General features: G+C 74.2%; 20 protein-coding genes and 1 riboswitch. Of the genes, 7 read left to right on the forward strand and 13 right to left on the reverse strand.

Going from position 1 to position 23,705, the window contains the following annotated elements; genetic code table 11:
- Positions 1 to 311: 311 nt before the first annotated feature.
- The 4 genes from C1A33_RS13255 (at position 312) to C1A33_RS13270 (ending at position 5,071) form a co-directional block, all read left to right on the forward strand.
- Positions 312 to 2,555, forward strand: a complete 2,244-nt coding sequence (locus tag C1A33_RS13255; protein ID WP_101831823.1) for a vitamin B12-dependent ribonucleotide reductase — start codon at positions 312 to 314, stop codon at positions 2,553 to 2,555.
- 115 nt (positions 2,556 to 2,670) lie between these two features.
- Positions 2,671 to 3,438: a LamB/YcsF family protein gene (locus C1A33_RS13260; RefSeq protein ID WP_101831824.1), complete on the forward strand. Its 768-nt coding sequence runs from the start codon at positions 2,671 to 2,673 to the stop codon at positions 3,436 to 3,438.
- Positions 3,435 to 4,124, forward strand: a complete 690-nt coding sequence (locus C1A33_RS13265; RefSeq protein WP_207770297.1) for a 5-oxoprolinase subunit B family protein — start codon at positions 3,435 to 3,437, stop codon at positions 4,122 to 4,124. Before C1A33_RS13260 ends, C1A33_RS13265 begins: the two co-directional genes overlap by 4 nt.
- Complete coding sequence (locus C1A33_RS13270) at positions 4,121 to 5,071, forward strand: 5-oxoprolinase subunit C family protein (protein ID WP_207770298.1); 951 nt, start codon at positions 4,121 to 4,123, stop codon at positions 5,069 to 5,071. Before C1A33_RS13265 ends, C1A33_RS13270 begins: the two co-directional genes overlap by 4 nt.
- Here the strand turns inward: C1A33_RS13270 and C1A33_RS13275 are convergent.
- From C1A33_RS13275 to C1A33_RS13285, 3 genes are all read right to left on the reverse strand, one after another.
- Entirely contained in the window at positions 5,012 to 5,617 is a 606-nt protein-coding gene (locus C1A33_RS13275) for an NUDIX hydrolase (RefSeq protein ID WP_243407500.1), read from the reverse strand. The genes C1A33_RS13270 and C1A33_RS13275 overlap by 60 nt on opposite strands.
- Before the next feature lie 69 nt (positions 5,618 to 5,686).
- Entirely contained in the window at positions 5,687 to 6,391 is a 705-nt protein-coding gene (locus C1A33_RS13280) for a hypothetical protein (RefSeq protein WP_101831826.1), read from the reverse strand.
- 131 nt (positions 6,392 to 6,522) lie between these two features.
- The gene (locus C1A33_RS13285) at positions 6,523 to 7,317 is read right to left on the reverse strand and encodes a polysaccharide deacetylase family protein (RefSeq protein WP_101831827.1); all 795 of its coding nucleotides are present in this window, start codon (positions 7,315 to 7,317) and stop codon (positions 6,523 to 6,525) included.
- 1,069 nt (positions 7,318 to 8,386) lie between these two features.
- On the opposite strand from C1A33_RS13285, the gene C1A33_RS13290 reads away from it, so the two are divergent.
- Positions 8,387 to 9,280, forward strand: coding sequence for a FadR/GntR family transcriptional regulator (locus C1A33_RS13290; protein ID WP_243407501.1), 894 nt, complete (start codon positions 8,387 to 8,389; stop codon positions 9,278 to 9,280).
- A 53-nt stretch (positions 9,281 to 9,333) separates the two neighbouring features.
- Here C1A33_RS13290 and cbiE read toward each other — a convergent pair whose 3' ends face one another.
- On the reverse strand, positions 9,334 to 10,776 hold the full coding sequence (gene cbiE / locus C1A33_RS13295) for a precorrin-6y C5,15-methyltransferase (decarboxylating) subunit CbiE (RefSeq protein ID WP_243407502.1): 1,443 nt from the start codon (positions 10,774 to 10,776) through the stop codon (positions 9,334 to 9,336).
- 277 nt (positions 10,777 to 11,053) lie between these two features.
- Between cbiE and C1A33_RS13300 the strand changes: the two genes are divergently transcribed.
- Complete coding sequence (locus C1A33_RS13300; RefSeq protein ID WP_101831829.1) at positions 11,054 to 12,484, forward strand: acyl-CoA synthetase; 1,431 nt, start codon at positions 11,054 to 11,056, stop codon at positions 12,482 to 12,484.
- On the opposite strand, the gene C1A33_RS13305 is transcribed toward C1A33_RS13300, so the two are convergent.
- From C1A33_RS13305 to C1A33_RS13345, 9 genes are all read right to left on the reverse strand, one after another.
- On the reverse strand, positions 12,453 to 14,285 hold the full coding sequence (locus C1A33_RS13305) for an ABC transporter ATP-binding protein (protein ID WP_101831830.1): 1,833 nt from the start codon (positions 14,283 to 14,285) through the stop codon (positions 12,453 to 12,455). The genes C1A33_RS13300 and C1A33_RS13305 overlap by 32 nt on opposite strands.
- On the reverse strand, positions 14,279 to 14,713 hold the full coding sequence (locus C1A33_RS13310) for a lasso peptide biosynthesis B2 protein (protein ID WP_243407503.1): 435 nt from the start codon (positions 14,711 to 14,713) through the stop codon (positions 14,279 to 14,281). The genes C1A33_RS13305 and C1A33_RS13310 overlap by 7 nt, the downstream gene beginning before the upstream one ends.
- Entirely contained in the window at positions 14,710 to 15,072 is a 363-nt protein-coding gene (locus C1A33_RS13315; protein WP_243407504.1) for a lasso peptide biosynthesis PqqD family chaperone, read from the reverse strand. Before C1A33_RS13315 ends, C1A33_RS13310 begins: the two co-directional genes overlap by 4 nt.
- Positions 15,073 to 15,125: 53 nt before the next feature.
- Positions 15,126 to 16,988, reverse strand: coding sequence for an asparagine synthase-related protein (locus C1A33_RS13320; protein ID WP_101831833.1), 1,863 nt, complete (start codon positions 16,986 to 16,988; stop codon positions 15,126 to 15,128).
- A 15-nt stretch (positions 16,989 to 17,003) separates the two neighbouring features.
- Positions 17,004 to 17,189, reverse strand: a complete 186-nt coding sequence (locus C1A33_RS13325; RefSeq protein ID WP_243407505.1) for a lasso RiPP family leader peptide-containing protein — start codon at positions 17,187 to 17,189, stop codon at positions 17,004 to 17,006.
- A gap of 93 nt (positions 17,190 to 17,282) precedes the next feature.
- Positions 17,283 to 18,263, reverse strand: coding sequence for an AfsR/SARP family transcriptional regulator (locus C1A33_RS13330; RefSeq protein WP_243407506.1), 981 nt, complete (start codon positions 18,261 to 18,263; stop codon positions 17,283 to 17,285).
- 224 nt (positions 18,264 to 18,487) lie between these two features.
- On the reverse strand, positions 18,488 to 19,243 hold the full coding sequence (locus C1A33_RS13335) for a peptidoglycan-binding protein (RefSeq protein WP_101831835.1): 756 nt from the start codon (positions 19,241 to 19,243) through the stop codon (positions 18,488 to 18,490).
- Positions 19,244 to 19,722: 479 nt separating this feature from the next.
- A riboswitch (cyclic di-AMP (ydaO/yuaA leader) is annotated at positions 19,723 to 19,874 on the reverse strand.
- Positions 19,875 to 20,294: 420 nt separating this feature from the next.
- Entirely contained in the window at positions 20,295 to 20,651 is a 357-nt protein-coding gene (locus C1A33_RS13340; protein WP_207770299.1) for a four-helix bundle copper-binding protein, read from the reverse strand.
- A 284-nt stretch (positions 20,652 to 20,935) separates the two neighbouring features.
- On the reverse strand, positions 20,936 to 22,426 hold the full coding sequence (locus C1A33_RS13345) for an amidohydrolase family protein (protein WP_101831836.1): 1,491 nt from the start codon (positions 22,424 to 22,426) through the stop codon (positions 20,936 to 20,938).
- A gap of 596 nt (positions 22,427 to 23,022) precedes the next feature.
- Between C1A33_RS13345 and C1A33_RS13350 the strand changes: the two genes are divergently transcribed.
- Positions 23,023 to 23,505 carry a DUF309 domain-containing protein gene (locus tag C1A33_RS13350; protein WP_101831847.1) on the forward strand — a complete coding sequence of 161 codons (483 nt, stop codon included), beginning with the start codon at positions 23,023 to 23,025 and terminating at the stop codon, positions 23,503 to 23,505.
- Positions 23,506 to 23,705: the final 200 nt, after the last annotated feature.

The raw sequence follows: 23,705 nt of genomic DNA on the forward strand, positions 1-23,705 counted from the left end.
TTCCGTCCGCGTCCACCACGATGTTCGCGGGTTCGCCGTCTCGCATTCACCGACGTACTCTTCCCCGCCCACGTGGCAATTATGGCGGCGACCGGCGCCGGCTGGCGACAGCAGGCCAGGAATCGGACAGTGCATTGTGTGTTACGAATCACATTAACTTGTGGGACCCTGCTCGAGGCGCCGTCCTGTATGTGACCATCGCCCCGTCGCCAGGCGTCGCCGAGGCCGCCGACCCCATCGAAGGGCCATCGACATCGAAGGGCCATCGACGCCGAAGACGCCGCCGTGCCCATGAGACCGCAGGGAGCACGATGCTCGAGACACACAGCGAGCTCGACGCCGAGCAGCCCCCGCGTCCCATGCGACCCGGCACCGCCGGGGACACCAGCGCCGCGGAGCCTCCACCAGCGCCAGGGCTGCGGATCACACGGGCGCACACGCGACCCGGGGTACACCCGTTCGACGAGGTCCGCTGGGACCGTCGCGACGTCGTCCTCACCAACTGGCGGGACGGCTCGGCCATCTTCCGCCAGCGCGGCGTCGAGTTCCCGTCCTTCTGGTCAGGCACGGCGGCGGCCGTCGTCGCGAGCCGGTACTTCCACGGCGTCCCCGGCAGCCCGGAGCGGGAGTGGTCCCTGCGCCAACTGATCGTCCGGGTGGTGACCCCCTACACCCGGACCGGCAGGAGGCTGGGGTACTTCGCCTCCGACGCGGACGCGGAGATCTTCGAGCACGAGCTGATCTGGCTCGTGCTGCACCAGGCGTTCAGCTTCAACAGCCCGGTCTGGTTCAACGTGGGCACCGACGCCCCGCAGCAGGTCGCCTCGTGCTTCATCCTGGCCGCCGAGGACAGCCTCGAATCGGTCCTGGACTGGTACCGGGACGAGGCGCTGCTCTTCCACGGCGGGGCCGGCTCCGGCGTGAACCTGTCCCGGCTGCGGTCCTCCGCGGAACTGCTGCCCTCAGGTCGGCCCGCGGCCGGCCCGGTGAGCTTCATGCGCGGCGCCGACGCCTCCGCGGGGACCATCCGGGCGGGCGGCGCTCCCCGCCCGGCGGCGAAGATCGTCGTGCTCGACGTGGACCATCCCGACATCGCCGACTTCATCGAGTGCAAAGCGCGTGAGGAACGCAAGATCCGTGCACTGCGCGACGCCGGATTCGACATGGACATCGGCGGCCGCGATCTCGACTCGGTCCAGTTCCAGAACGCGAACAACGCCGTCCGCGTCAGCGACACCTTCATGCGGGCGGTGGCCACCGACCAGCAGTTCCAGCTGCACGCCCGAAGCGATGGCAGGGCGATACACAGCATGCGGGCGCGCGATCTCTTCCGCATGATCGCCAAAGCCGCCTGGGAATGCTCGGATCCGGGCCTTCACTTCGATGACACGATCAACGACTGGAACACCTGCCCCACCGGCGGGCGCATCACCGCCAGCAACTCGTGCAGCGAGTACATGCATCTGGACAACTCCTCCTGCACGATCGGATCGCTGAACCTGCTCAGCTTCCTCGACCGGAACCGGCTTTTCGACACCGCGCGCTTCGCCAGCGCGGTCGGGCTCGTGGTGCTCGCCATGGACATCTCGCTGTCCTTCGCCGACCTGCCGAACCCGCGGGTCAGAGCCGTCACCCAGGACTACCGTCAGCTGGGCGTCGGCTACACGAACCTCGGCGCCCTGCTGATGGCCACCGGGCAGGCGTACGACAGTGAGCAGGGGCGCACCACCGCCGCCGCCATCACGTCGCTGATGTCGGCCACCGCCTACCGGCGGTCGGCCGAGATCGCCGCCGTCCTCGGCGCGTACCCCGCCTTCCCCCCGAACGCCGCCGCCCATCGGCGGGTCGTCGCGCGCCATGCCGCGGCGCACGCGGTGATCCGCCAGCCGGCCGACCTCGACGCGCAGGCGGACCTGTTCCTGCGGGCGGGCCAGGAATGGGATCGGGCGTTGTTCCTCGGCGAGCGGCACGGCTGGCGCAACGCCCACGTCACCCTGATCGCGCCCACCGGTACCACCGGGCTCGCCATGGACTGCGCGACGATGGGGGTCGAGCCGGACCTCTCCCTGGTCAAGCTCCAGAAGAGCCCGACGGGCTCCTGCATGCGCATCGTGAACACGACGGTCCCGACGGCACTGGAGGCCCTTGGTTACCCGCGGGCCGCGGTCGCGCGGATCGTGGGTTTCATCGCCGCGCACGGCCACGCCCTCGGCGCTCCCGGCCTTCGCCCCGAGCACCAGGCCGTCTTCGCCTGTGCTCTGGGCCCGCGCGCCATCGACCCGATGGGCCACGTCCGGATGATGGCGGCGGTCCAGCCCTTCCTGTCCGGTGCCATCTCGAAGACCATCCGTCTGCCGGCCGACGCCACCGTCGACGACGTCGCCGCGATCTTCTATGCCGGCTGGCGCAAGGGCCTCAAGGCCGTGGCCGTGTACCGCGACTCGGCGAAGGTCGGGCAGTCCCTGTCGGGCGTGACCCTCCCGCTCCAGGGCACGGCGGTCCCGGACGCCTATCTCGACCCCGGCGAGCCCGCCGCCCATCCCGTGCCGGAGTAGCTCCCGCAGATCCCGCTCCCCTCGGATCCCGCCGCCGGCGCCGGCTCATCCGCGACCGTGCAGGCCACACCACCGAGCGGGACCGCGAGGCCCGGGGTGGGGAAGGATCGGCTCCATGAACGAACCACCGCCGCTCGACCTCAACGCCGACCTCGGTGAGGGCTTCGGCGTCTGGCGCCTCACCGACGACGAGGCCCTGCTCGGCCTCGTCACCAGCGCCAACGTGGCCTGCGGCTTCCACGCCGGGGACCCGGCCACGATGCGGCGCGTCTGTGAGCGGGCCGTGGCGGCGGGCGTGCGCATCGGCGCCCAGGTCAGCTACCGCGACCTCGCGGGCTTCGGGCGGCGCCGCATCGACATGGAGCACGACGACCTGCGCGACGACGTTCTCTACCAGATCGGCGCGCTGGCGGCCTTCGCGAAGGCCGCCGGTGGCCGGGTCGGCTACGTCAAGCCACACGGAGCCCTCTACAACACCGCGGCGACGGACGAGCGGCAGGCGGCCGCGGTCGTGGACGCCGTGCGCCGCCACGACCCGGCGCTGCCGGTTCTCGGGCTGGCGGGTTCCGTCCTGCTGCGGCGGGCGGAGGAGGCCGGGCTGACGGCGATCGCGGAGGCGTTCGCCGACCGCGCCTACACGCCGGCCGGCACGCTGGTGTCCCGGCGTGAACCCGGCGCGGTGCTCCACGATCCGCAGGAGGTGATCCGCCGGACGGTCCGCCTGGCCACCGAGGGGACGGTGCTGAGCTCGACCGGTGTGCCGGTGCGGGTCAGGGCGAGGTCCCTGTGCGTCCACGGGGACACGCCCGGCGCCGTCGACCTGCTCCAGCGGCTGCGCCAGGCGCTGCGCGACGCCGGCATACCGCTGTCCCCGTTCTGTTGAGCGGGCCGCAACGAGCGGCCGCGCGCGTCCTGCCCTGCGGCACGGACGCCCTGCTGCTGGAGGTCGCGACCCTCGAGCACGCCGAGCGGCTGTACCTGCGGCTGCGACGGGATCCGCCCCCGGGGGTGGTCGAGCTGGTGCCCGCGGCGCGTACGGTTCTGGTCGTCGTCGACCGGCAGCGGACCAGCCTGGCGCGCCTGCGCCAGCGGGTGCGGCCGCTGATCGCCGCGGCGGGCCGCGGCGAACCCGGCGGCGCCGAGGGAGCGGCCATCGCCTCGGCCGGCCCCGAGGTGACCGTGCCCGTGCGCTACGACGGGCCGGATCTGGCGGAGGTCTCGCGCCTGGCCGGCCTGACCGCCGCCGACGTGGTGCGGCGCCATGTCCAGGGCCGGCATCGGGTCGCGTTCTGCGGTTTCGCGCCCGGGTTCGCGTATGTCGCCGGCCTCGATCCCGCACTCGCGCTTCCCCGCCGCGCCACCCCGCGCACCCGGGTACCGGCCGGTGCGGTGGCCGTCGCCGACACGTTCACCGGCGTCTACCCACGGTCCTCGCCCGGCGGCTGGCACCTGATCGGCCGCACCGATCTCGTCGTGTTCGACCTTGAGCGGGACCCGCCCGCACTGCTGTCCCCCGGTACCTCGGTGCGCTTCGTCGAGGCCGACCCGGCGGCGGGTGAGCATCCGTGAGCGGTCCCCACGGCACCCTCCCGCGAGCCGGCCAGGTGCGGATCATCGCGCCCGGTCCGTTCGCGACCGTCCAGGACCTGGGCCGTCCCGGCCTCGCGCACCTCGGCGTCACCCGATCCGGCGCGGCCGACCGGCACAGCCTGCGGTTGGCCAACCGGCTGGTCGGCAACCTCGTCGGCGCGGCGGCGATCGAGCTCGCCTACGGCGGTCTGGTCGCCCGCTTCGCCACCGCCGCCCTGATCGCCCTCACCGGAGCGCCCTGCCCGCTGGAACTCGCCGGTCGCGGTGTCGGCATGTACGCGCCGATCGACGTGCCGGCGGGCGCGCTGCTGCGAGTCGGCGTCCCCGAGCGCGGCGTTCGCACCTACCTCGCGATCCGCGGCGGGCTGGACGTGCCGGCCGTGCTCGGCTCCCGGTCGACGGACACCCTCGCCGGCCTCGGGCCGCCGGCGCTGACGGCCGGCGTCGACCTGGCGCTGGCGCGCGAGATGTCGGCTCCCCCGGTGGTCGATCTCGCGCCCCAGGCCCGGTACCCGTCCACACCGACCCTGCGGGTGCACCTCGGGCCGCGGGACGACTGGTTCACCGACGAGGCTCGCTCGCGGCTGTGGACCACGGAGTACGAGGTCACGGCAAGCAGCGACCGGGTCGGCGTGCGCCTGCTGGGCCCCGCGCTGCGGCGGCGGATCACCTCCGAGCTGCCCTCCGAGGGTCTCGTCCCGGGCGGCATCCAGGTTCCCCCCGACGGCCAGCCGGTGATCTTCCTGGCGGACCATCCGGTCACCGGCGGCTACCCGGTGCTGGGCGTCGTGACGGCGCGGGACATTCCCCTGATCGCCCAGTGCCGGCCGGGGCAGCGCGTGCGCCTGCGACCGTACCGGCGCGCGTCAACGCCAGGCGAAGACGGGCTGCTCGAAGGCGGCGACGCGAGTGTGGCGGCCGTGTAGTACCAGTTCGGCGAACTGGTACAGGATCGCCCCGGTCGGGGCATGGATGAGACGGTCCAGGAGCGGCACCTGGATCACCGGCCGCTCGGACTCGGGGATACTGACGAACCGCGGCGCCACCGACAGGTCGTCCAGCGGCACGACGTGCACCGATTCCACCTCGCCGGCATCCGGCCTGACCGCGGACAACCGCGTGCCCGCCCACAGGACGACCGGCGACATCACGTAGCCCGACCGGGTGGCGTAGTCGTCCAGCAGACCCAGGGTGTCCCCGGCCGACAGCTCCAGCCCGACCTCCTCCGCCAGCTCGCGCCGGGCGGTGGTGACGGGATCCTCGCCCGGCTCCGCCTTGCCACCGGGCAGGGCCCACTGGCCGGCGTGCGCCCGAAGCCGGGCGGCGCGCCGGGTGAGCAGGAAGGCTCCCCGGCCGTCGGCGTCCGCACCGACGACCAGGGCGACCGCGGACAGCCTGCGGCCGTCGAGCGCGATGCCCTGCCGGGGGAATCCCGCCATCGCCGTCGCCACACCAGCACGCAGATCGGTCACGTCATCGCGAGTCACCCTGACGTGCATACCAGGTCAGGAGCCCACAGGCCTGGCAGCGGTCCAGCGGGTTCAGCGGTGGCTGCGGCGCCGGTGACGCCCGAACCCGCTGGCGCGCTCCCCCGACCACTCCGGTGGGGCGTCCCCGCGGTCGTCGCCGGCCGCCACGCCGCCGGGCGCCGGGGTCGCGGGCCGGTCGCTGGGATAGACCTGCGGTTCGGCGACCGCCGGCGGCATCGGCCTGGGTGCGACGTCACCCGCCCGCAGCGCCCTGCGCCGGCGGGCGACCTCGACGTCACGCACGCCGCGCACGCTGAGCCGGCCCCAGGCGGTCGAACCCAGAAAGACGATCGCAACGCCGAGGCCGTAGAAGAAACTGATCCATTCGAGTGCCTGCCGGGCCGATCCACCCCGCGGCGCGCCCAGCGTTCCGAGATGCCACGGACCGGCCAGCGTCGGGCCGAGAACGAACCAGGCGCCGGCGGCGATGGCCAGCCACGCGCCGAGGGCCGCCGTGCCCCGATTGGCACTGATCAGCAGGAGCAGACCGCCGGCGAACGTCGCGATCCCGGGCAGGAGCTCCAGCCAGAAGCGCGCCGAACTCCAGGTCCACGCGCCGTCCTGGGTGAAGCCGAAGTCGAAGTACGGCCCGATGAAGGGAATGAGCGCGCCCCACACCCCCAGCGCCATCAACAGGACGCCGCTGAGTGCGCCGCGGCTGCGGGGAATGTGCCAGGCGCCCAGTCCACGGGCGTCGGTGTCGAGGACCTGAGCCATCAGATGCTCCCTCTCCTTGCCCTACGACAGTCAGCCTGCCCCGTCCGCAGGTGACGAATCACCAGGCCAGGGCGGAGGCCGCGGGAGGCCGGGAGTCAGCGGGAGGCCGGGAGTCAGAGGGCGACCGGGAGTCAGAGGGCGACGAAGCACAGGCCCCGTGCCCGCAGGGCGGGCAGCACCCGCGCGAGGGCCGTGACCGTCTGCGAGCGATCACCGCCCCCGTCATGGCAGAGCAGGATGTCGCCGGCACGCGCGGCTTCGAGTGCCCGCACGATGGCGTCCGTGCCGGGCCTGGCCCAGTCGCGGGGGTCGACGCGCCAGCCGAGCGGGGCCAGGCCGAGATCCGCCGCGACGGACAGCACCTGCGCCGACCAGTCACCGCCCGGGGCGCGGAAGAGCCGTGGCGACCGTCCGCCCACCGCCGCGATCGCCTCCTGAGCGCGGGTGATCTCGGCCCGGATCTCCACCTCCGGGCGCTGGCTGAACGGCTGGGGATGGGACATCGTGTGGTTGCACAGCGTGTGCCCCTCGGCGAGTATCCGCCGCACGAGCGCGGGGTGGGCCCTGGCCTGCACGCCGATCAGGCAGAACGTGGCGAGCACCTCGTGCACACGAAGAACCTCGAGGACCCGGGGGGTCCATGTCGGGTGCGGGCCGTCGTCGAAGGTGAGGGCCACGGCGTTGGCCGGCGCGTCCGGCAGCAGGTCCCGCACCACCCGGGCCGGCCGCACCGCCAGCGGGTGCGCCGCTCGCCGGGCCGCGGCCGTGGCGCCGTCGCCCGAACCGGTCGAACCGGTCGGCGGGTTCCGGTCGCCGACCGGGACGAGGCGCGGGGAGCGCGCGGCGGGGCTGGCCGCCGTCGCCCCGGCGGAGCCGATCGCGGTGGTCGCGGCCGCGCTCACCGCGCCCGCCGCCGCCGCGAGCATGACGCGCCGGCGGCTGATCCGTGGCTCCGGCCGATCAGAACCGGCCGGTACGGCGCCGCCTTCCGTCCGTCGGCGGTGGCTCACGTGCTCCGCCCGCCGGCGCCGTCGGACCCACGGTTCTTCCGCACCTCGCGCATACCCCACTCAGATCCCCGGTCCGGTCACGGTCCGCCGGATCAGGATCGCTCCGAAGGGCCGCGGCGACGGATCCATACGTGCCACCCCGGATACCGACAGTCAATATGGACGATACGCAGCAGCTTCGACCCCGTCCGTCCAAACCGGCGAATTCCGGCGGCGCGACCTACCTGGAAGGGGCGGGTTCGGGGGGAGGGCGGCGAAAGGCGGCCACGACCCGGGATCTCGAGAAGGTCATCGGGACGTTGAATCACCGGGAGGTCGACACATCAGCGCGCCGGCGAGAGACGCATAGTCGACGCGGCGCCGGGACCCGGCACGTCACCGGGGCACACGTCCACTCAGGCAGTGTCATGTCAGGACCACAACGTGACAGAATGAGCGTTCACGATCGGCGTCCCGCGCGGGCGCCGGGAACTCTCCCCGCCAGCGCCGGCGTGGCCGATCAGCGTTGCCCGCGACCAGCCGCTTCCCCTCGTCGCGTACCCGCCAGCCGGAGCCACCACCCGGAGCGGAAACCCCTTTCCAGATACGGGTCGCACGAAAGTGCAGGCCAGGCCGCCGACGGTGGCAAGGAAAGCCGGGTGGTGCGACACCCCACGACAGACCCATACCACACACTGACACCGGCCCACGAAAGATGGTATTGCACCTCGCACGAGACGGATATCACGCCGATCCGCCGCGTGCGTGTTCGCGCCAGAACCCCGCGTTTGGGCGCCACCTGGGACACATCTGCACCCTTGCGAACCAATCCACCGAAACACGTCTGTTAACATAAACACCCCACACAGTCCAACGATGCTCAACGATCGCCTTTCGGTGATCGCTGCGCGCCGCCGCAGGAGGACCGCTCATGGCCCGGCCAGCCGCCTCGGCGGCACTCCCCTCAGGCACCTCGCAGCCATCGCCCGCAGCGCCCGGCGGGCAGGTGGCAACCGAACCCGGCCGCAGGGCCGCGGGTGGTCGGGTCCCGGGCCTTCCCGGCAGTCCCGCACCGCTCACAGCTGGCCCCCTCGCCGTCACCGTCTCGCCCGTCGGGCGGCAGGTCCGCGTCCCGAAGACGGCCGAGCTCGTGGCGAGCCAGCTGCGGCGGCGCATCATCCGCGGCGAGCTGTCGGAGGGAGACGCGCTGCCCCCCGAGCCCACCCTCATGACGCAGTTCGGCGTGTCCAGGCCGACCCTGCGCGAGGCGTTCCGGGTGCTGGAGGCGGAGGCTCTGATCTCGGTGCGGCGCGGCGCGCACGGCGGCGCGCGGGTGCACGCGCCCAGTCCCAACGTGGCCGCGCGTTACGCCGGGCTGGTCCTCGAGCATCGCGGCGCCACTCTCGGTGACGTGCACCAGGCGAGCTCGGTGATCGAGCCGCCGTGCGCGGTTCTCCTCGCCGAGCGCGGCAGTCCCGACGATGTCGCCGCCTTGCGCGCGGTCCTCGCGGAGGGTGACAGCGTCGGGGAGGAGCCCGCCGCTCTCGCCGCCGCGCAGGCCGCGTTCCACCGTGCCGTGGTGGAGCTCACCGGCAACAAGTCCCTGTCCGTCCTGACCGGGATGTTGCAGCATCTCGTCGAACTGACCAGCGCCCCGCAGGGGCACGCGTCCATCGCCGCGAACATCCGGGAGGCTCCGGCCAGGTCGAGCGCGGGCGACGAGCCGCAGCGACGACCGCTCGGCCGGACGACACGGCTGGCCCACGCGACCCTGATCGACCTGATCGAACGCGGCGACGCCGCGGGCGCCGGCGAGCACTGGGGGCGGCATCTGGCAGCGCCCGGACACGCGGTGCCGGGCGGCCCGGCGGACGGCTGCGTCCTGGACCTTCTCGGCTGACCGGGAACCGCCTCGGCTGACCGGAACCGCGCCGGGCGGACGGCTTCGGCGGATCAGCTCTCACCGCGGCCCGCCGCATGCTCGGCGGGCCAGACGGTCCACTGGGTCACCGGCATCGCGGGGCGCCAGCCGGTGAAGCCCCCGACGGCACCCGCCCGGCTGACCGCGATCCGAACCAGGTCACCTCCCCGCCGGGCGTACCACGCGGCCAGCACGGCTTCGGCTTCCAGGGTCACGGCGTTGACCACGAGCCGTCCCCGCCCTCGCAGCGCGGCCCAGCAGGCGTCCAACACGCCCTGGCCGGTCACCCCGCCCCCGATGAAGACCGCGTCCGGAACCGGCAGCCCCGCCAGGGCGCCCGGCGCGCGCCCCACCACCACCCGCAGCGACGCAACGCCGAGCGCGGCGGCGTTGCGCCGGATCCGGTCCGCGCGATCCGCCCGGACCTCCACCGCGATCGCGCGGCAGGACTCGTGGCTGCGCATCCACTCGATGGCGACGCTGCCCGACCCCGAGCCGACGTCCCAGAGCAGCTCGCCGGGGGCGGGCGCCAGCCGGGCCAGAGTCAGCGCCCGGATCTCCCGCTTCGTGATCTGGCCGTCGTGCTCGAAGACCTCCTCGGGCAGCCCGGGGGTCCGCGCTCGGTGACCCGACGGGTGGTCGGCACGCGGCTCGACGGCCACGACGTTGAGATCCGAGGGTGGACGCAACCCCGGGTCCGACGCGGGAACGCCGGCGACCCCGGCCTCCCGCCAGCCGGCGCGGGCCCGCGCCCAGTCGGCCGCCGTCGCCCACTGTCGCGCCTCGTCCGCCGCTCCGAGCCGGTCCAGCACGGTCAGCTCACTGCCCGGGTAGCCCGCGTCGACGAGCAGATCCGCGAGGGCGCCGGGCGTGTCCCGGTCGGCGCTGAGGACGAGCAGGCGGCGGCGGTCCGCCAGCACCGCCCGCACCCGCTCCAGGGGCCGGCCGACGGCACTCACGACGTCGACCTCCTCCCGCGCCCAGCCGAGCCTGGCGCACGCGAGCGACACCGACGACGGATGGGGCAGCACCCGAACCCGATCCGCGCCCAGCAGCCGGACCAGCGTGGTGCCGATCCCGTAGAACATCGGATCGCCGCTGGCCAGCACGCTCACCTCGGACGGCGACCGGGCGGCGCCGCCGGGCAGGCCGGCGGTCCCGGCCGGTGACGCCGAGGGCGCGGGATCAGCCCGCGCACCGACGTCGACGGGGAGAATCCCGTGCTCCGCCAGCAGGCCCGGCAGGGCCGGCAGCAGCGGCGAGGGCCAGGGGATCCGACGTCCCACGACCACGGCCGCGGCACCGGGCTCGGCAGGGGCACCGGGCTCGGCAGGGGCACCGGGCTCGGCAGGGGCACCGGGCTCGGGAAGGAGGTCGAGCTGACGGCGCGAACCGAGGATCACGCGCGCGGCGGCCAGCGCCCGCCTGGCCGCCTGGGAGAGCCCGTCCCAGCCGTCCGCGCCGATGCCGATCACCGTGACCGACGCGCCGCGGATCGCCCCCGCCGACGCCGCCTCTGACGGGGCCGCCGACGGGGCCGCCGAGCCGCTCGGGTGGTCCGGGACGGAGACGGATCCTGACCCGGCCTGTTCTGACTCTGACCCAGCCTGTTCTGACACAGCCTGCGAGGTTAGCCGTTGCGCGGCGAACCGGCCCGCCACGCCCGCCGGGACCGTACCGTCGTGGAGGCGGGACGGCGGCCCGCGGCAGGTGGCCGCCCCCGCCGCCACGACGCGGCGAGAGGACGAGCCTGTGACGCTGTTCCCCCCTCTGGACGTGGACCATGACGCGCCCGCGGTCACGGTGGGCGACACCGTGCTGTCGCGCGCGGAGCTGTTCGCCGCGGCGGGGGCGGTCGCCCGCCGGGTCTCGGGTGCGCGGATGGTCGCCGTGCGCGCCGACGCGTCGATGGCCAGCGTGGTCGCCGTGGTCGGCGCTCTGCTGGCCGGCGTTCCCGCGGTGCCGGTCCCGCCCGACTCCGGACCGCTCGAGCGCGCCCACATCCTGCGGGACTGCGCGGCCGAGCTGCTGCTGGGCGAGGCCGCCTGGCCGGATCTGACGATCCCCGTGGTTCCCGTCGATGTGGCCGAGCGCGCGCAGGCGCCAGCCGGGGCCGAGACCGGCGCCACCGGCCCCGAGGCGCCGCCGGCTCTGATCCTCTACACCTCGGGTACCACCGGAGCGCCGAAGGGCGTGATGGTGTCGGCCGCCGCGATCGCCGCCGACCTCGATGCCCTCGCCGGCGCCTGGGGCTGGACCGCCGAGGACGTTCTCGTGCACGGCCTGCCACTGTTCCACGTGCACGGCCTGGTCCTCGGCGTGCTGGGCGCGCTGCGGACCGGCAGCCGCCTGGTGCACACCGTCCGCCCGACCCCCGCCGCCTACGCGGGCGCGGGCGGCAGCCTCTACTTCGGGGTGCCGACCGTGTGGTCACGGGTGTGCGAGGACGAGCCCAGCGCGCGCGCTCTCGCGGGCGCCCGGCTGCTGGTCTCCGGCAGCGCGCCGCTGCCCGTCCCGGTCATCGAGCGCCTTCGCCGGCTGACCGGGGCGGCGCCCGTCGAGCGCTACGGGATGACCGAGACGCTGATCACCACCAGCGGCCGGGTGGATGGCGAGCGCCGCGCCGGCTGGGTCGGGCCGCCGCTGCCGGGCGTGGCCACCAGGCTGGTCGACGACGAGACCGGCGCGCCGGTGCCCAGCGACGGCGAGAGCGTCGGGGAGCTGCAGGTCCGCGCGCCCACCCTCTTCGACGGCTACCTCGGCCGCCCCGAGGCCACGGCCGCGTCGTTCACCGCGGACGGCTGGTTCCGCACCGGCGACGCCGCGGTGATCAGCGAGGACGGCCAGCACCGGATCGTCGGGCGCCGCTCCACCGACCTGATCAAGTCCGGCGGCTACCGGATCGGCGCGGGCGAGGTCGAGGCGGCGCTGCTCGCCCATCCCGCCGTGCGCGAGGCGGCCGTCGTCGGGGTGCCCGACGACGATCTCGGGCAGCGCATCACCGCCTTCGTCGTCGCTCCCGATCTCGCCGGCGCCGACGCCGACGGCGGCGACCTCGCCGGCTTCGTCGCCCGGGAGCTGTCCGTGCACAAGCGGCCGCGATCGATCCACTTCGTCGGTGAGCTGCCGCGCAACGCGATGGGCAAGGTCCTCAAGACCGCTCTGCGACCGCCGGCGCGCTGACGCCGTCGCCGGTGGGCGGGATCGGGCCACCGGCCAGGCGCCGGTAGAACGGGCTGGCTGTCAGCAGATCCTCGTGGGTGCCCTGCGCCAGCACCCGGCCCTGGTCGAGGACGATCAGCTGGTCGGCCGCGCGGACCGTGGAGATGCGGTGGGCGATCACGAGCAGGGCGCGCTCCTCGGCGATGCCACGCATCACCCTGGTCAGCGCCCGTTCGTGGACGGCGTCGAGCTGGGCGGTGGGCTCGTCGAGGAGCAGGACGGCCGGCTTCGGCAGCAGCGCCCGGGCGATGGCGACCCGCTGCCGCTCCCCACCGGACAGCAACACACCGTGGTCTCCAACCGGGGTGTGCAGGCCGCGGGGCAGCCGCTCCACGAGCTCGGTCAGGCCGGCGGCTGACAGGACCCAGTCGATGTCCCGCGCGGGCGCGTCCGGGGCGGCGTAGACGATGTTGTCCAGCAGGGTGCCGTGCAGCACCGGCGTGTTCTGCTCGACGAGGTTCACCCAGCCGCGGGCCTCCTGACGCGACAGCGCGCACACGTCGCGGCCGGCGAACAGGATCTCCCCCTCGTCCGGCTCGTAGAACTGCTCGATCAGCTCCAGCACGGTCGACTTGCCCGCGCCGGACGGTCCCACCAGCGCGACCTGCCCGCGCGTCGGCACCTGGAAGGAGATGCCGCGAAGCACCGGGATGGTCGTGTAGGCGAAGGTGACGTCGCGGAACTCGACCGCGGGGCGCGGCCCCGTCCCGGCGTCGCGGGCGCGCGCGGACGACACGGCGTACCCGGCAGGCCGCGGACGCACCGGGGCTGCCGGGACCGTCCGCAGTGGGCCGCGCAGCGCGGCGCCGTCGGACTCCCGCGGCAGGGTGAACACCGCGTTCACCCTGGCCAGCGCCCCCAGGCCACGCTGGATGGTGGCCGCGGACTCGACCAGCTGGGACAGCGGCATGACGAGGTAGGTGGCGTACAGCAGGAACGCGACGAGGCTGCCGAGCGTCGCCGAGCCCCGGGCGACCAGCACGCCGCCGACCAGCAGGACGACGAGCACGCTGCCCTGCACGGCCAGCTGCATCGCGGGCGCGATGATCGAGTCGAGTTTCGCCATCCGGATGCCGGCCTGGTAGGCGGCGTCGGCGTGGGCGCCGATGCGCACGGCCTCCCGCCGCTCGGCCCGGTTCGCGCGCACGGTGCGCACCGCGGCGAGGGCGCGTTCCAGGTCGGCGGTCATCCCGCCGACGCTTGCCTGCCCGCGTTCCGACACGGCTCGGATGCGGCTCAGCGCGCCCAGCACCACCACGCCCGCGACCATGACCACCCCGAGGACCAGCAGGAACAGCCACGGGTTCAGCCACACCATCAGCGCGATCGCCCCGACCACGCCGATCAGGCTGGTGACCAGCGCGGTGAAGCTGTAGGCGACGGCCTCGCGCACCACGGTCGTGTCGGCGTTGGCACGCGAGATCTGGTCACCGATCCGGCGGGTGTCCACCACCCGGACGCGCAGCCGCAGCAGGTGGTCGATCAGCCGGTGCCGAAGGCCCAGCAGCACTCCCTGGCCGGTGCGCTCCAGCAGGTAGTGACCCGCGGTGTCGATCACCGCCTGGCCGACGAACAGGCCGAGCAGTGCTCCGATGAGCCACATCGGCACCCGGCCGTGCTGCGCGTTGTCGATCACCTTCATGACGAGCAGCGGCTGGAGCACACCGACGCCCGTACCGATCATGGTGAGGGAGGTCGCGGCGGCGACCGACCGGCGGTGACCGCGCAGCAGCGACCACAGCTCCCCGAGGCCCCTCACCATCGGACACGTCCTGGCCCCGCGCTGACCAGGGACCGCAGGTACCCGGGTGGCACGGACTCCCCCACCATGTCGCCCTCGGCCTCGACCCAGGCGTGGGCGGCGAACGGGGCGATGGTGCGCACGCCGACGCACCAGGTGGGCATCGTGCCGGCGCCGCGGCACAGCAGGGTGGTGGCGATCGACCGGGGCACGCATCCCCCGGCCCCCCGGCAGGTGAGGCTGACCGCCATGACGGCCTTGCGGGCGGCGAGCGCGGTGGGGTAGTCCGCCGGTCGGGCGCCGGCGGCGAGGCGCGTCAGCACCCGGCGGATCCGGGCCGGCGACTGGGTCGCGAGCAGCCGAGCCGCGCCCACGGCCGCCATCGCCCGGGCCCGGTCGACCGGACGCAGCACGACCTGTGGCTCCTCGACCGCCATGGGAGCGGTCACGGCCCGGCCTCCACCCGGGCCCGCGGGCCGCTCGCCTGCTCCGGCCCGGTCCCGCCCGTCTCCCGCGCCGGCCGGGCCACGCCCGGGGCGGTTCCCGCCTCCCGGTCGGGCGAGTAGTCCGCCGGCGCCGCCGGTTCGAGGAGGCCGACATCGGTGAGCTGCGCGAGCAGCCCCTCGACGTCACGCCGAGCGGCCTCCGGCTCGACCTCGGCGGACGAGCACAGCTCGCGCACCGCCGCCGCCGTGTCGCCGCCGGCCAACATCACCCGCAGGACCAGATCCGCCGTCGGGTTGAGCGTCCAGTACTGACCGTTGCCCGTGTGCAGGAGTACGGCTCCGTACTCCGTCGGCGCGCGCATGACGTCCGATCGCAATGCCACCATGATCCCTCCCGGTGTTCATGGCCGTTCGGTCAGCCGCGGCGGCGGCGCAGTGCGCGCAGCCACGCGTCGGTCGCGACCGTCGGTTGCAGGGCCTGCGCCCGGTGATCGGGGACGGGACCCCGCCGACACGCCTGTCTGAGCTCGTCCGGTTCCACCAGGCCCAGCTCGGCCAGCGGCGAGTCGTCGCACAACCGCACGAGCACATCCCGGTTCGTGCGCAGCCCGCGATCCTCCTCCGCCGACGCGTCGGCCTTGGTCCGCCGGCGCAGGCACTCGGCCGGGACGACCTGGCGCATGGCCTCCTTGAGCAGCGGCTTGTACTCCCACGGCGAGCATCGCTCCTCCGGTCGTACGGCGAGCGCGGCGCGCACGACCCGCTCGTCGAGCAGCGGCGCGGCCAGGGGCGGGCCCAGCTGGTCCGCGATCTGGTCGAGGGCCCGGAACGTCCCCGCTGCGGCGCGGATGGCGAACAGGTCCGCGTGCTCGCAGCGCGTGGGTGCCAGCGGGACGGCGCGGCGGGCCGCGTCCGCGAAGGCGTCCGCGAGCAGTTCCAGGGCGGTGTCGGTCAGCCAGCCGGGGACGACGGGCGGCGGCGTCCAGTCCAGCGCGGTCAGAAAGGGTGCGCGCCGACGTCCGTCCAGCTCTCCGCGCCGGGCGGCGGCGATGGTGCGCGCCATGCCGCGCAGGCAGTCCTGATAGCCGCGCGCCCGCATGCCGCGTGCGGTCGCGGCGAGCGGCCATCCCTGCTGGGCGCGGTGGCCGCGCAGGTGCCGCACCGCGGTCCAGGGCCTGCGGCGGGCGAGACCCGGCAGGTAGTTCGGCGATCCCCCGGCGATCTCGTCGCCACCGAACCCGGTCAGGTGGACGCGCGGGGTGTAGAGGGCGAGCCGCTCCAGGCCGGCACGCAGCTTCGCCCGGTCGACCAGCGCGATGGAGGGCCGGTCCAGCGATTCGTGGACGGCGGCGATGCCGTCGAAGACGAGGGGAAGAGCGGCCGAGGGCAGGATCTCCCGCGCGACGCCGGGCATCGCGGCGGCGGCCAGGGCGGCCCACTGTGCGTCGTCGTCCCCGGGATCGTGGGCGAGGCCCGTGAACGCGACGATCTCCGCCGGGCCTCTGGCGGCCAGCGCGCACACGGCGGTCGAGTCCAGCCCGCCCGACAGGTCGGCGCTGACGGTGTGCGCGCCCGCGACCCGGGCGGCCACCGCCTCGGCGAGCGCGGCCCGCAGGATCGGCGCGCCCTCGGCCATCGACCGTGCCGCGGCCGGGGCCCGCCACCAGCGCACCGCCTCGGCCCGCTCGTCGCGGCGCACGGCCAGGTAGTGGTCGGGCGGCAGCGCCTCGACCGACGACCAGGGCATCACCTCGTCCAGCGGGTACGGCGGCGACGGGTCCAGCAGCGACAGGGCCAGCGCGGTCAGGTCCAGCCGGGCGCCGGCGAGCTCGGCGAGCACGTCGGCGCGGTCGGCCGCCACCGACTGGCCGCCGATCCGCACCGAGAAGATCCTTCGGGTGCCGGTCGCGCTGCCCTGGATTCGCCGCTGCCCGTCGATCACGGCCACCAGGTGGTAGTCACCCGCGACCTCGCGCGCGACGTCCAGGTCGTGCACGGTGCGGGCGGCGACCAGCAGGCGCAGCAGATGACTCGGGCTGGCGGTGGCGCACCCGACGAGGGCCAGGCGCGAACGTCCCGCCGCCGCGACGACCATGGCGTCGTCGGGCCAGTCGCCCACCAGCCAGGGCCGGCCGGAGGGATGGCGCAGGACACGCCGCACGCCAGCCGGCACCACCACCGGATCCCGGTCGGCCAGGACGACGAACCAGCAGCTGGGGCGGGGCAGGCGCGCCGATCGCTCGGCCGTGGCATGCCGGGCGGAGATCGCCGTGGTCACCGCGGGCTCGGCCGGTCAGACGATGAATCCGCCGGCGACGAATCCACCATCACCGGGGCCGCCGCCGACAACGCCACCGTAGCCAGGCCCGCCCCAGCCGAACCGACGGTGGAAGTAGTCATGGCCCCAGCCCCAGCGACCGCGGGTCACGTCGGAGAATCGGCCTGCCTGCGCCAGCCGCGGCGGCTCGTACATCGCCATCATGGGTTCGTCCCTCCTCGGGTGGGTCCGTCGGCCGGGGCAGGGGACGACCCGATGCGCGGAGTTGATACCCGGCGTGGGTTCAGCGTGGGTTCACCGGCTGTGCGCGTCCGCGGGTCCGGAGCGGGCTCCGGGACAGTCCGGTTCCGCCTCCAGCACATGCTGGTGGACGCGGCGCAGCGCGACGCCGGGCTCGATGCCGAAGTCCGCCACGAGGCGTCGATGGAGGGTGCGGTACTCGCTGAGCGCCTCGGCCCGGCGGCCGCTGCGCTCCAGCGCGACGAGCAGCTGCGCCCACAGCCGCTCGCGGGTCGGGAACTCGAGGGTGAACGCGCGCAGCACGGGCAGCACCTCGTCGAACTCGCCGAGCGCGAGCCGCGCGTCGATGAGGTCCTCGTGCACCGCCCACCGGGATTCCTCCAGGCGCAGGCTTTCGGTTCCGGCCACCTCGGCGGGCAGCTCGTCGAACGCGTCGCCCCGCCACCAGCCGAGGGCTCGTTCGAACAGGCCCACCGCGCGGCGCGGCGATCCGTCCCGGACCGCGGCGCGGCCTCGCTCGACATCCTGCTCGAACCGGACGAGGTCGATCTCGTCGGGCTGGACGATCAGGCGGTAGTGGCCGGGCCGGCTCTCGATTCGTCCCGGTCCCACCGGCCGGAACAGCACCCCCGAACCAGGGCCGACTGCCGCCACGTGCCGACGGTCCGCGGGGGCGCCGGGCGGTGGGGGCAGCGTGTGGCGCAGCTCCGAGAGGTAGGTCTTGATGTTCCCGAGAGCCGAGCGCGGCGGCGAGTCCTGCCACAGCGCCAGCCGCATCTCCTCGATGGACGTCCAGCGGTCCGCGTGCAGCAGCAGCGTCAGCAGCAGCGCCCTCTTCTTGCGTTGGTCGATGCGCACCTGGTCCCCTGACGGACGCCAGACCTCCAGCGGCCCCAGCACGGCGAACAGCGCGCCGGGCCCGCGCCAGCGGGTGGCGGAGCCGCCCCACGACGAGGGCTCCACGACGGACATGCCGGGAACCCGAGGTCCGCACCGGATGGCCAGATCCGGCACGGTCGCGCGCTCGTCGACCATGATGATCCTTGTCGGTCGGAGATCCTCAGCAGACGGAGAATCTTTCCCGGGCGGACCCCGTACTCGTCTGCCTGCGGGGACCGGCGGCCCAGGTGGGCCGGTGCAGGGAATACCCCGGGCGGCGCGCGGGTAGTCCTGCCATGCGTCGGACACGCGACGGCGCCGCCCATGGGTCGGGAACACCCACGGGCGGCGCCGTGACACGCACCGCCGTCGGCCTGGCGCTAAAGCCCGAGGCTCGCGCTGGTCTGCGGCCCGACCACACCGTCCACCAGCAGCCCATGCTTGAGCTGGTAGTCCCTCACCATGTGGTTCGTCTGGTAGCCGAACTGCCCGTCGACCTGGATCGGGTAACCGAGGTCCGCGAGCTTCTGCTGGATGCGCCGGACGTCGTCGCGATAGCCCAGCCCGCTGACCAGCGACGGGTAGCCGGCGGCCTTCGCGACCGGCGCGGCGACCTGCGCGGCGACCGGCGCGGCTGTGTAGGAGATGGTGCGGATGGCCGCGCCGCCGCCCACCGCGCTCGCGGCCGCCTGACCGCGCGCGGTGAAGCGGGTGTACATGCCGTTGGTCCAGGTGCTCCAGGCGCGGACGCCCTGACTGGAGCAGACCTGCTTGGCCGCCCAGGCGTTGGTGGCCGGGTCGTAGAGGTTGCGTGAGCCCACCCAGCCGGCGTGCGCCCGCATGTTGATCTGCCAGAGGCCGCGGGAGTCCTCGCCCGCGGTGGCGTGCGCGAAGGTGTTCCCACCGGACTCGGCGAGGGCCACGGCCACCCAGGTCGACAGCGGCACCCCGCTGCATCCGGACAGGCCGGCGTTCGCGGCCACCTGGGCGATCGTCACGTCGGACACCGCGCCGGTGGCAGCGCTCGCGGGACCCGCCGTGGCGAGCATGCTGACGCCCGCGCCGAGCACGCCGGCCGCGGCGATGGTGGCGCCCCGGCGCCGCGCCGCGCGCTTACGATGCTTTCCCTTAGCCATTCTTTGACATCTCTTTCGGTGTCGGCAAGCGCAGATACGGGAGTTCAATGGCCGTCGAAGATGCGGCCAAAAATGAGCACGGAAATTTAGGGGCAGCACGGACTAATTAATGTCGGTGAGCCCTGTTCAGGTGCATGAGGAAAGCAGTCGATACCGAGCGGCGCGGTCGGACACGGTCAGGGATCACGCCCCGGCATGAACGGCGATCAGGTCAGGAGGAATGACCAGTTCACCGGGCCACCGCCTCAGCGGCGGCGCGCGGCGACGAGAACGGCACGGCAGGACCTAGGGCAGGCCGCGAAAACCGTGCGAGAACGATGGGACGGCGGCGAGCGATCGGCGACCACCACCCGTCGCCCCGTCAGGACGTGGGCAGCTCCCACCAGGCCCGTCGCGGACCGTAGAAGGCGCCGACCGATCTGGCGACCCGCTTGGTCGGGCCGGCCGGCCGGAGGAGTTCCCGAGGCACAGGCAACGTGGAGTCCTTCCCGTACGCCTGCGAGGTTAGCTGTCGGGTGCGGGCCGGGAAGCCCGGTCGCCTGCGTGCAGACGACTTAACCCCAAGGGCGATCGTGACGGGACCGCCCGGCGGAACCTGGTTCCCCCGCTTCTGCCCCAGCTGTCTCGGAGGGACCCCGGGCCGGGGGCAGAACTCGGCGTCAGCCCGGAGCAACGTGTGCCCGGCAACCGTAGCGAACTACCCTGGGTAGTTACAAGTACTTGTTCCGTGCGAAACCACGGACACACCCATGACGCTGCGTGCATTTCGCTGCAATGTCGCAACTCTCAGACATCACCCGAAGCATCGTGTACGACGCACATCACCGCTCATGTCCGACTCGTGCCCGACCTGGGCGGACCTGGACGTCAACGCGGACCAGATCGGAGTGAGCGGCGGAAGCGATCGCACAGTCACCGCACGCGCCAGGGCGGTCGCGTTCGGCTCGGGCGACGGGTTCGCCCCGGCGTCACGCGCCGGGGCGAACCGCAGGGACCGGGTGCCGGCCTCAGCGCGGCATCCCGGAGGCGCCGGCCTGCTGCCTGACCGGTGTCAGGCCGCCGCGCCGGCCATCGCCGCGCAGCTGTCCAGGCAGGACCGGCAGGCGCGGGCGAGGCGGGCGAGCTGGGCGTCGCGCGGCATCCGCTCGCACATCTCGGCGCAGGCGCCGCACACCCGCACGCACATCGCGCACATGCCCCCGTGGAAGGGCGACATGCGGCACATCATGTCCGCGCAGGTCCGGGTCACCGCCGCGCAGTCCATCATCAGCCGCATGTCGTCCGCGTTCATCATGCTGCCCGGCATGTCCATACAGTAGGAGATGGTCTCCTCACACAATGCCGAGCAGGACATGCACTCCTCGATTGCCCTGCGCATCTTTTCGGTGATGGTTTCGGCGTGCTGCACAGCAAACACCTCCGGTCGGTGGACGGCGTCCTTGACGCCACCTCGAGGCCCCGACGGGCAACGACACCGACCCGACCGGGGCCCCTCCGACAATAGCTCCGACGAACAGACGCGCATCTCGGCCGCCCTCCGGAGCCCGCCGCCCGACTCCTCGAAGACGCCCGAAAACATCACCCTCCGACCTCCCGCAATGCATTCCGGAATCCTGGAGGGAATCACCTCCCGAGTTTCGGGTTCTGGATACCGGCGACAGGTCGGGACTGTTCCCACCGATGGCGTACGGGTCAGGGTGAGGTCCGATGGCTGGTCTGCCCGGCGGCCGGCGTTCGCGCGCCCGCGGCGGGCGCCGCGGACCAGACGGGCGAGCCGGGCGGAACGAGCTCGGCGGGCAGCCGCGGATGTGCCAGCACCGCCCGGCCGCCCACGAAGACGCCGCGCACGGCATCCGGCCTGGTGAACAACTCCAGGTCGGCCGGATCCTCGTCCAGCAGGATCGCGTCGAGGACATAGCCGGTCTCGATGCGTCCGAGCCGGTCGCCGACGCCGCACAGTCGTGCTCCGTTCGCGGTCGCGGCGAGCAGGGCCTCGGGTGGGGTCAGGCCGGCGCGGCGCAGATGGGTGATCTCGGCGAGGTTGCCGCCGTGGCGGCTGTGGTGCCGGGCGTCGCTGCCCAGCGCGATGGACACACCCGCCGCGCGGGCGACGGCGATGGTCTCGGCCAGCGCGGCGGCGGTGGCCTCGGCTCGTTCGACCGCCCAGCCGGGTAGCACGCCGGTGCCGGCGAGCGCGGCGAGGTCGAGGTAGGCGCTCAGGGTGGGCACCAGGGTCACGCCCCGCGCGGCCATCGCCGCGCCGGCCCGCTCCCCCAGGCCGATCCCGTGCTCGATCGACCGGGCGCCCGCGGCGGCCGCCGTCTCCACCGCCCGATCACCGAGCGCGTGCATCATCACCGGCCTGCGGTAGCGGGCCGCCTCGGCGACGGCCTCGGTCAGCTGGGCCCGGGTGAAAGGCAGGTCAGGCGCGGACCCGCCGCGCACCGGCGGTGCCGACAGCACGCCGCCGCTGGCATGGATCAGCACCCAGTCGGCGCCGGCGCGCAGGACCCCACGCACCGCGGTGGGCAGGTCGCCGGCCGCGGTGACGGTGTGCGCCGGGCGCCCCGGGTACTCCGGCCCGAGCACCTCCTGCGCGGATTCCAGGCCGGGGCCGAGGAGCGCGCCGTCGCCGTGGCGCCCGGTCCGACTGAGCGGCACGACGCAGACCGTGAGGCGGGGACCCGGGACGACCCCGGCGAACAGCGCGTCACGCAGGCCGGCGTCGGCACCGCCGGCGTCGCGCAGGCCGGTGACACCGGCGTGCACCGCGGCCCGCAGCGCACCGGCGCTGGCCAGGTAGCGCCCGGACAGCGGGGTCGTCATCAGCTCGAGTGGATCATAGGTGGACTGGGTCACGTGGGCGTGGCAGTCCACCACGCCCGGCATCAGCCACAGCCCCCGGGCATCGACGTCGACGGCGGACCGGTCGAGCGCCAGCCCCGGCCCGATCGCCTGGATGACGCCGGCGCGCACGGCGACGTCGACGGGCGCGCCGAAGCGGCCCCGGCGGTCGAGGACGTGCGCCTCACGCAGAGTGAAGTCGGCGAGCCCGGCGGTGCGGCGCTCCGGCTGGGCCACCTGGCCGCCGTCGCCGGCGGCCCCCCGGGTGGGCCACGGCGCGGGCGGCACCGGACGGTCGGGGCCGGGCGGTCCACCGGATGGTGCGAGGGGATCGTTCATGGCGGGTGCCGTTCCTGCCGAAGTCGACGACCTTCCCCACGGCCGCGGCATGTCCGCCCCGCGCCGGGCGCGTGCCCGGTCCGGCGGGAGCGGCCCGCGTCGCGCTGGCCGGTGATCCGCGCCGGAGGTCCGGCGCGGCCGAGGAAAGGTCCGGAATGCCGCGGTCGTCAGCGCGGACAGGCCGTCGCGCTGACCCGGCAGGTGTCGATATGCCGACGATGGGTGAGCACGCGGCGCTCGCCGCGCACGCCCGTCCGGCCGGCCCGCGAAGCCGGGCCCGGCGAGTTCTCGCCCGTCCACCCCTCGCGGGACATCGCAGCCTCCCCGGCCTCGACCGGCACCGGGGAGGCCGATGGCCGTCCGCCGCGGTCGGCGTCGTCAGGCCACCACCGTAACCAGCGCCTGGGAGTGACGCAAAGGAACCGCGGGGCCGCCGAATGACACCGTCAGCGATCGACGACACCCGACCACCTGATCGACAGTGCCCGGTCGGTGACCCGATCGCCGATCCCACGGGCAGGCCGGCGCGGGCCGACGCCGGCCAACTGGATCACTGCGCGTGACAGATGCGCCGCCTCCTGGTCACACTAGCGACGATGACCACATCACCACATCCCCGGCGGCCCGAGGCCCGGCCGCGGCCCGGTGCCGAACGCCCCCGCGACGCGCTCGGGCGACCGCTGCCCTTCGGGGCGAAGGGTGTGGTGCCGCTGGACCTGCCCGCCGTGCTGCCGCCGCCGGCCGCGCTCGCCGCCGCCCAGCACCTGCTCGACACCGGTCGGCCGTTCCAGGCGCACGAGGTGCTGGAGGCCGCGTGGAAGTCGGCGGACGCGCGGGACCGCGGGCTGTGGCGCGCGCTGACCCAGCTCGCCGTCGGCATCACCCATCTGGCCCGGGGCAACACCTGCGGCGGCATCGCGGTCCTCACCCGCGCCGGCGAGGGGCTCGCCCCCTACGCCGCACGCCCGCCGTACGAGGTGGACGTGGCCGGCCTGCGCCGCTGGATCGACCGCCGCGTCGCCGAGGCGGCGAGCCCGGGCTGGGCGCAGTCGCCACGCCCGCCCCGGCTCCTCGGCTGACGCCCACCGCCGACGATGCCCACACGCGACGACGCCCACGCGCGACGATGCCCACGCGCGGCGATGGTGGCGGGCGACGACGGTGGCGGGCGACGATGTTGGAATGCGCGTTCCCCGCGACTTGTTGCCCCGTCAAGAGCGGGCTCGTAGCGTCAGGCCGGACGATCGTGGGGGTGCGGCCGTCGGAGCACGCCACGCAG

This window comes from Frankia canadensis (assembly GCF_900197875.1).
Lineage (GTDB): Bacteria > Actinomycetota > Actinomycetes > Frankiales > Frankiaceae > Frankia > Frankia canadensis.

What these genes read in the sequence shown, in the direction of transcription:
- C1A33_RS13330 (WP_243407506.1), bottom strand. Translation starts at nt 18,263, where the DNA reads ATGGTCGACGAGCGCGCGACCGTGCCGGATCTGGCCATCCGGTGCGGA.
- C1A33_RS13345 (WP_101831836.1), bottom strand. Translation starts at nt 22,426, where the DNA reads ATGAACGATCCCCTCGCACCATCCGGTGGACCGCCCGGCCCCGACCGT.
- C1A33_RS13335 (WP_101831835.1), bottom strand. Translation starts at nt 19,243, where the DNA reads ATGGCTAAGGGAAAGCATCGTAAGCGCGCGGCGCGGCGCCGGGGCGCC.
- C1A33_RS13350 (WP_101831847.1), top strand. Translation starts at nt 23,023, where the DNA reads ATGACCACATCACCACATCCCCGGCGGCCCGAGGCCCGGCCGCGGCCC.
- C1A33_RS13285 (WP_101831827.1), bottom strand. Translation starts at nt 7,317, where the DNA reads ATGCTCGCGGCGGCGGCGGGCGCGGTGAGCGCGGCCGCGACCACCGCG.
- C1A33_RS13315 (WP_243407504.1), bottom strand. Translation starts at nt 15,072, where the DNA reads ATGCGCGCGCCGACGGAGTACGGAGCCGTACTCCTGCACACGGGCAAC.
- C1A33_RS13325 (WP_243407505.1), bottom strand. Translation starts at nt 17,189, where the DNA reads ATGGCGATGTACGAGCCGCCGCGGCTGGCGCAGGCAGGCCGATTCTCC.
- C1A33_RS13305 (WP_101831830.1), bottom strand. Translation starts at nt 14,285, where the DNA reads ATGGTGAGGGGCCTCGGGGAGCTGTGGTCGCTGCTGCGCGGTCACCGC.
- C1A33_RS13260 (WP_101831824.1), top strand. Translation starts at nt 2,671, where the DNA reads ATGAACGAACCACCGCCGCTCGACCTCAACGCCGACCTCGGTGAGGGC.
- C1A33_RS13255 (WP_101831823.1), top strand. Translation starts at nt 312, where the DNA reads ATGCTCGAGACACACAGCGAGCTCGACGCCGAGCAGCCCCCGCGTCCC.
- C1A33_RS13280 (WP_101831826.1), bottom strand. Translation starts at nt 6,391, where the DNA reads ATGGCTCAGGTCCTCGACACCGACGCCCGTGGACTGGGCGCCTGGCAC.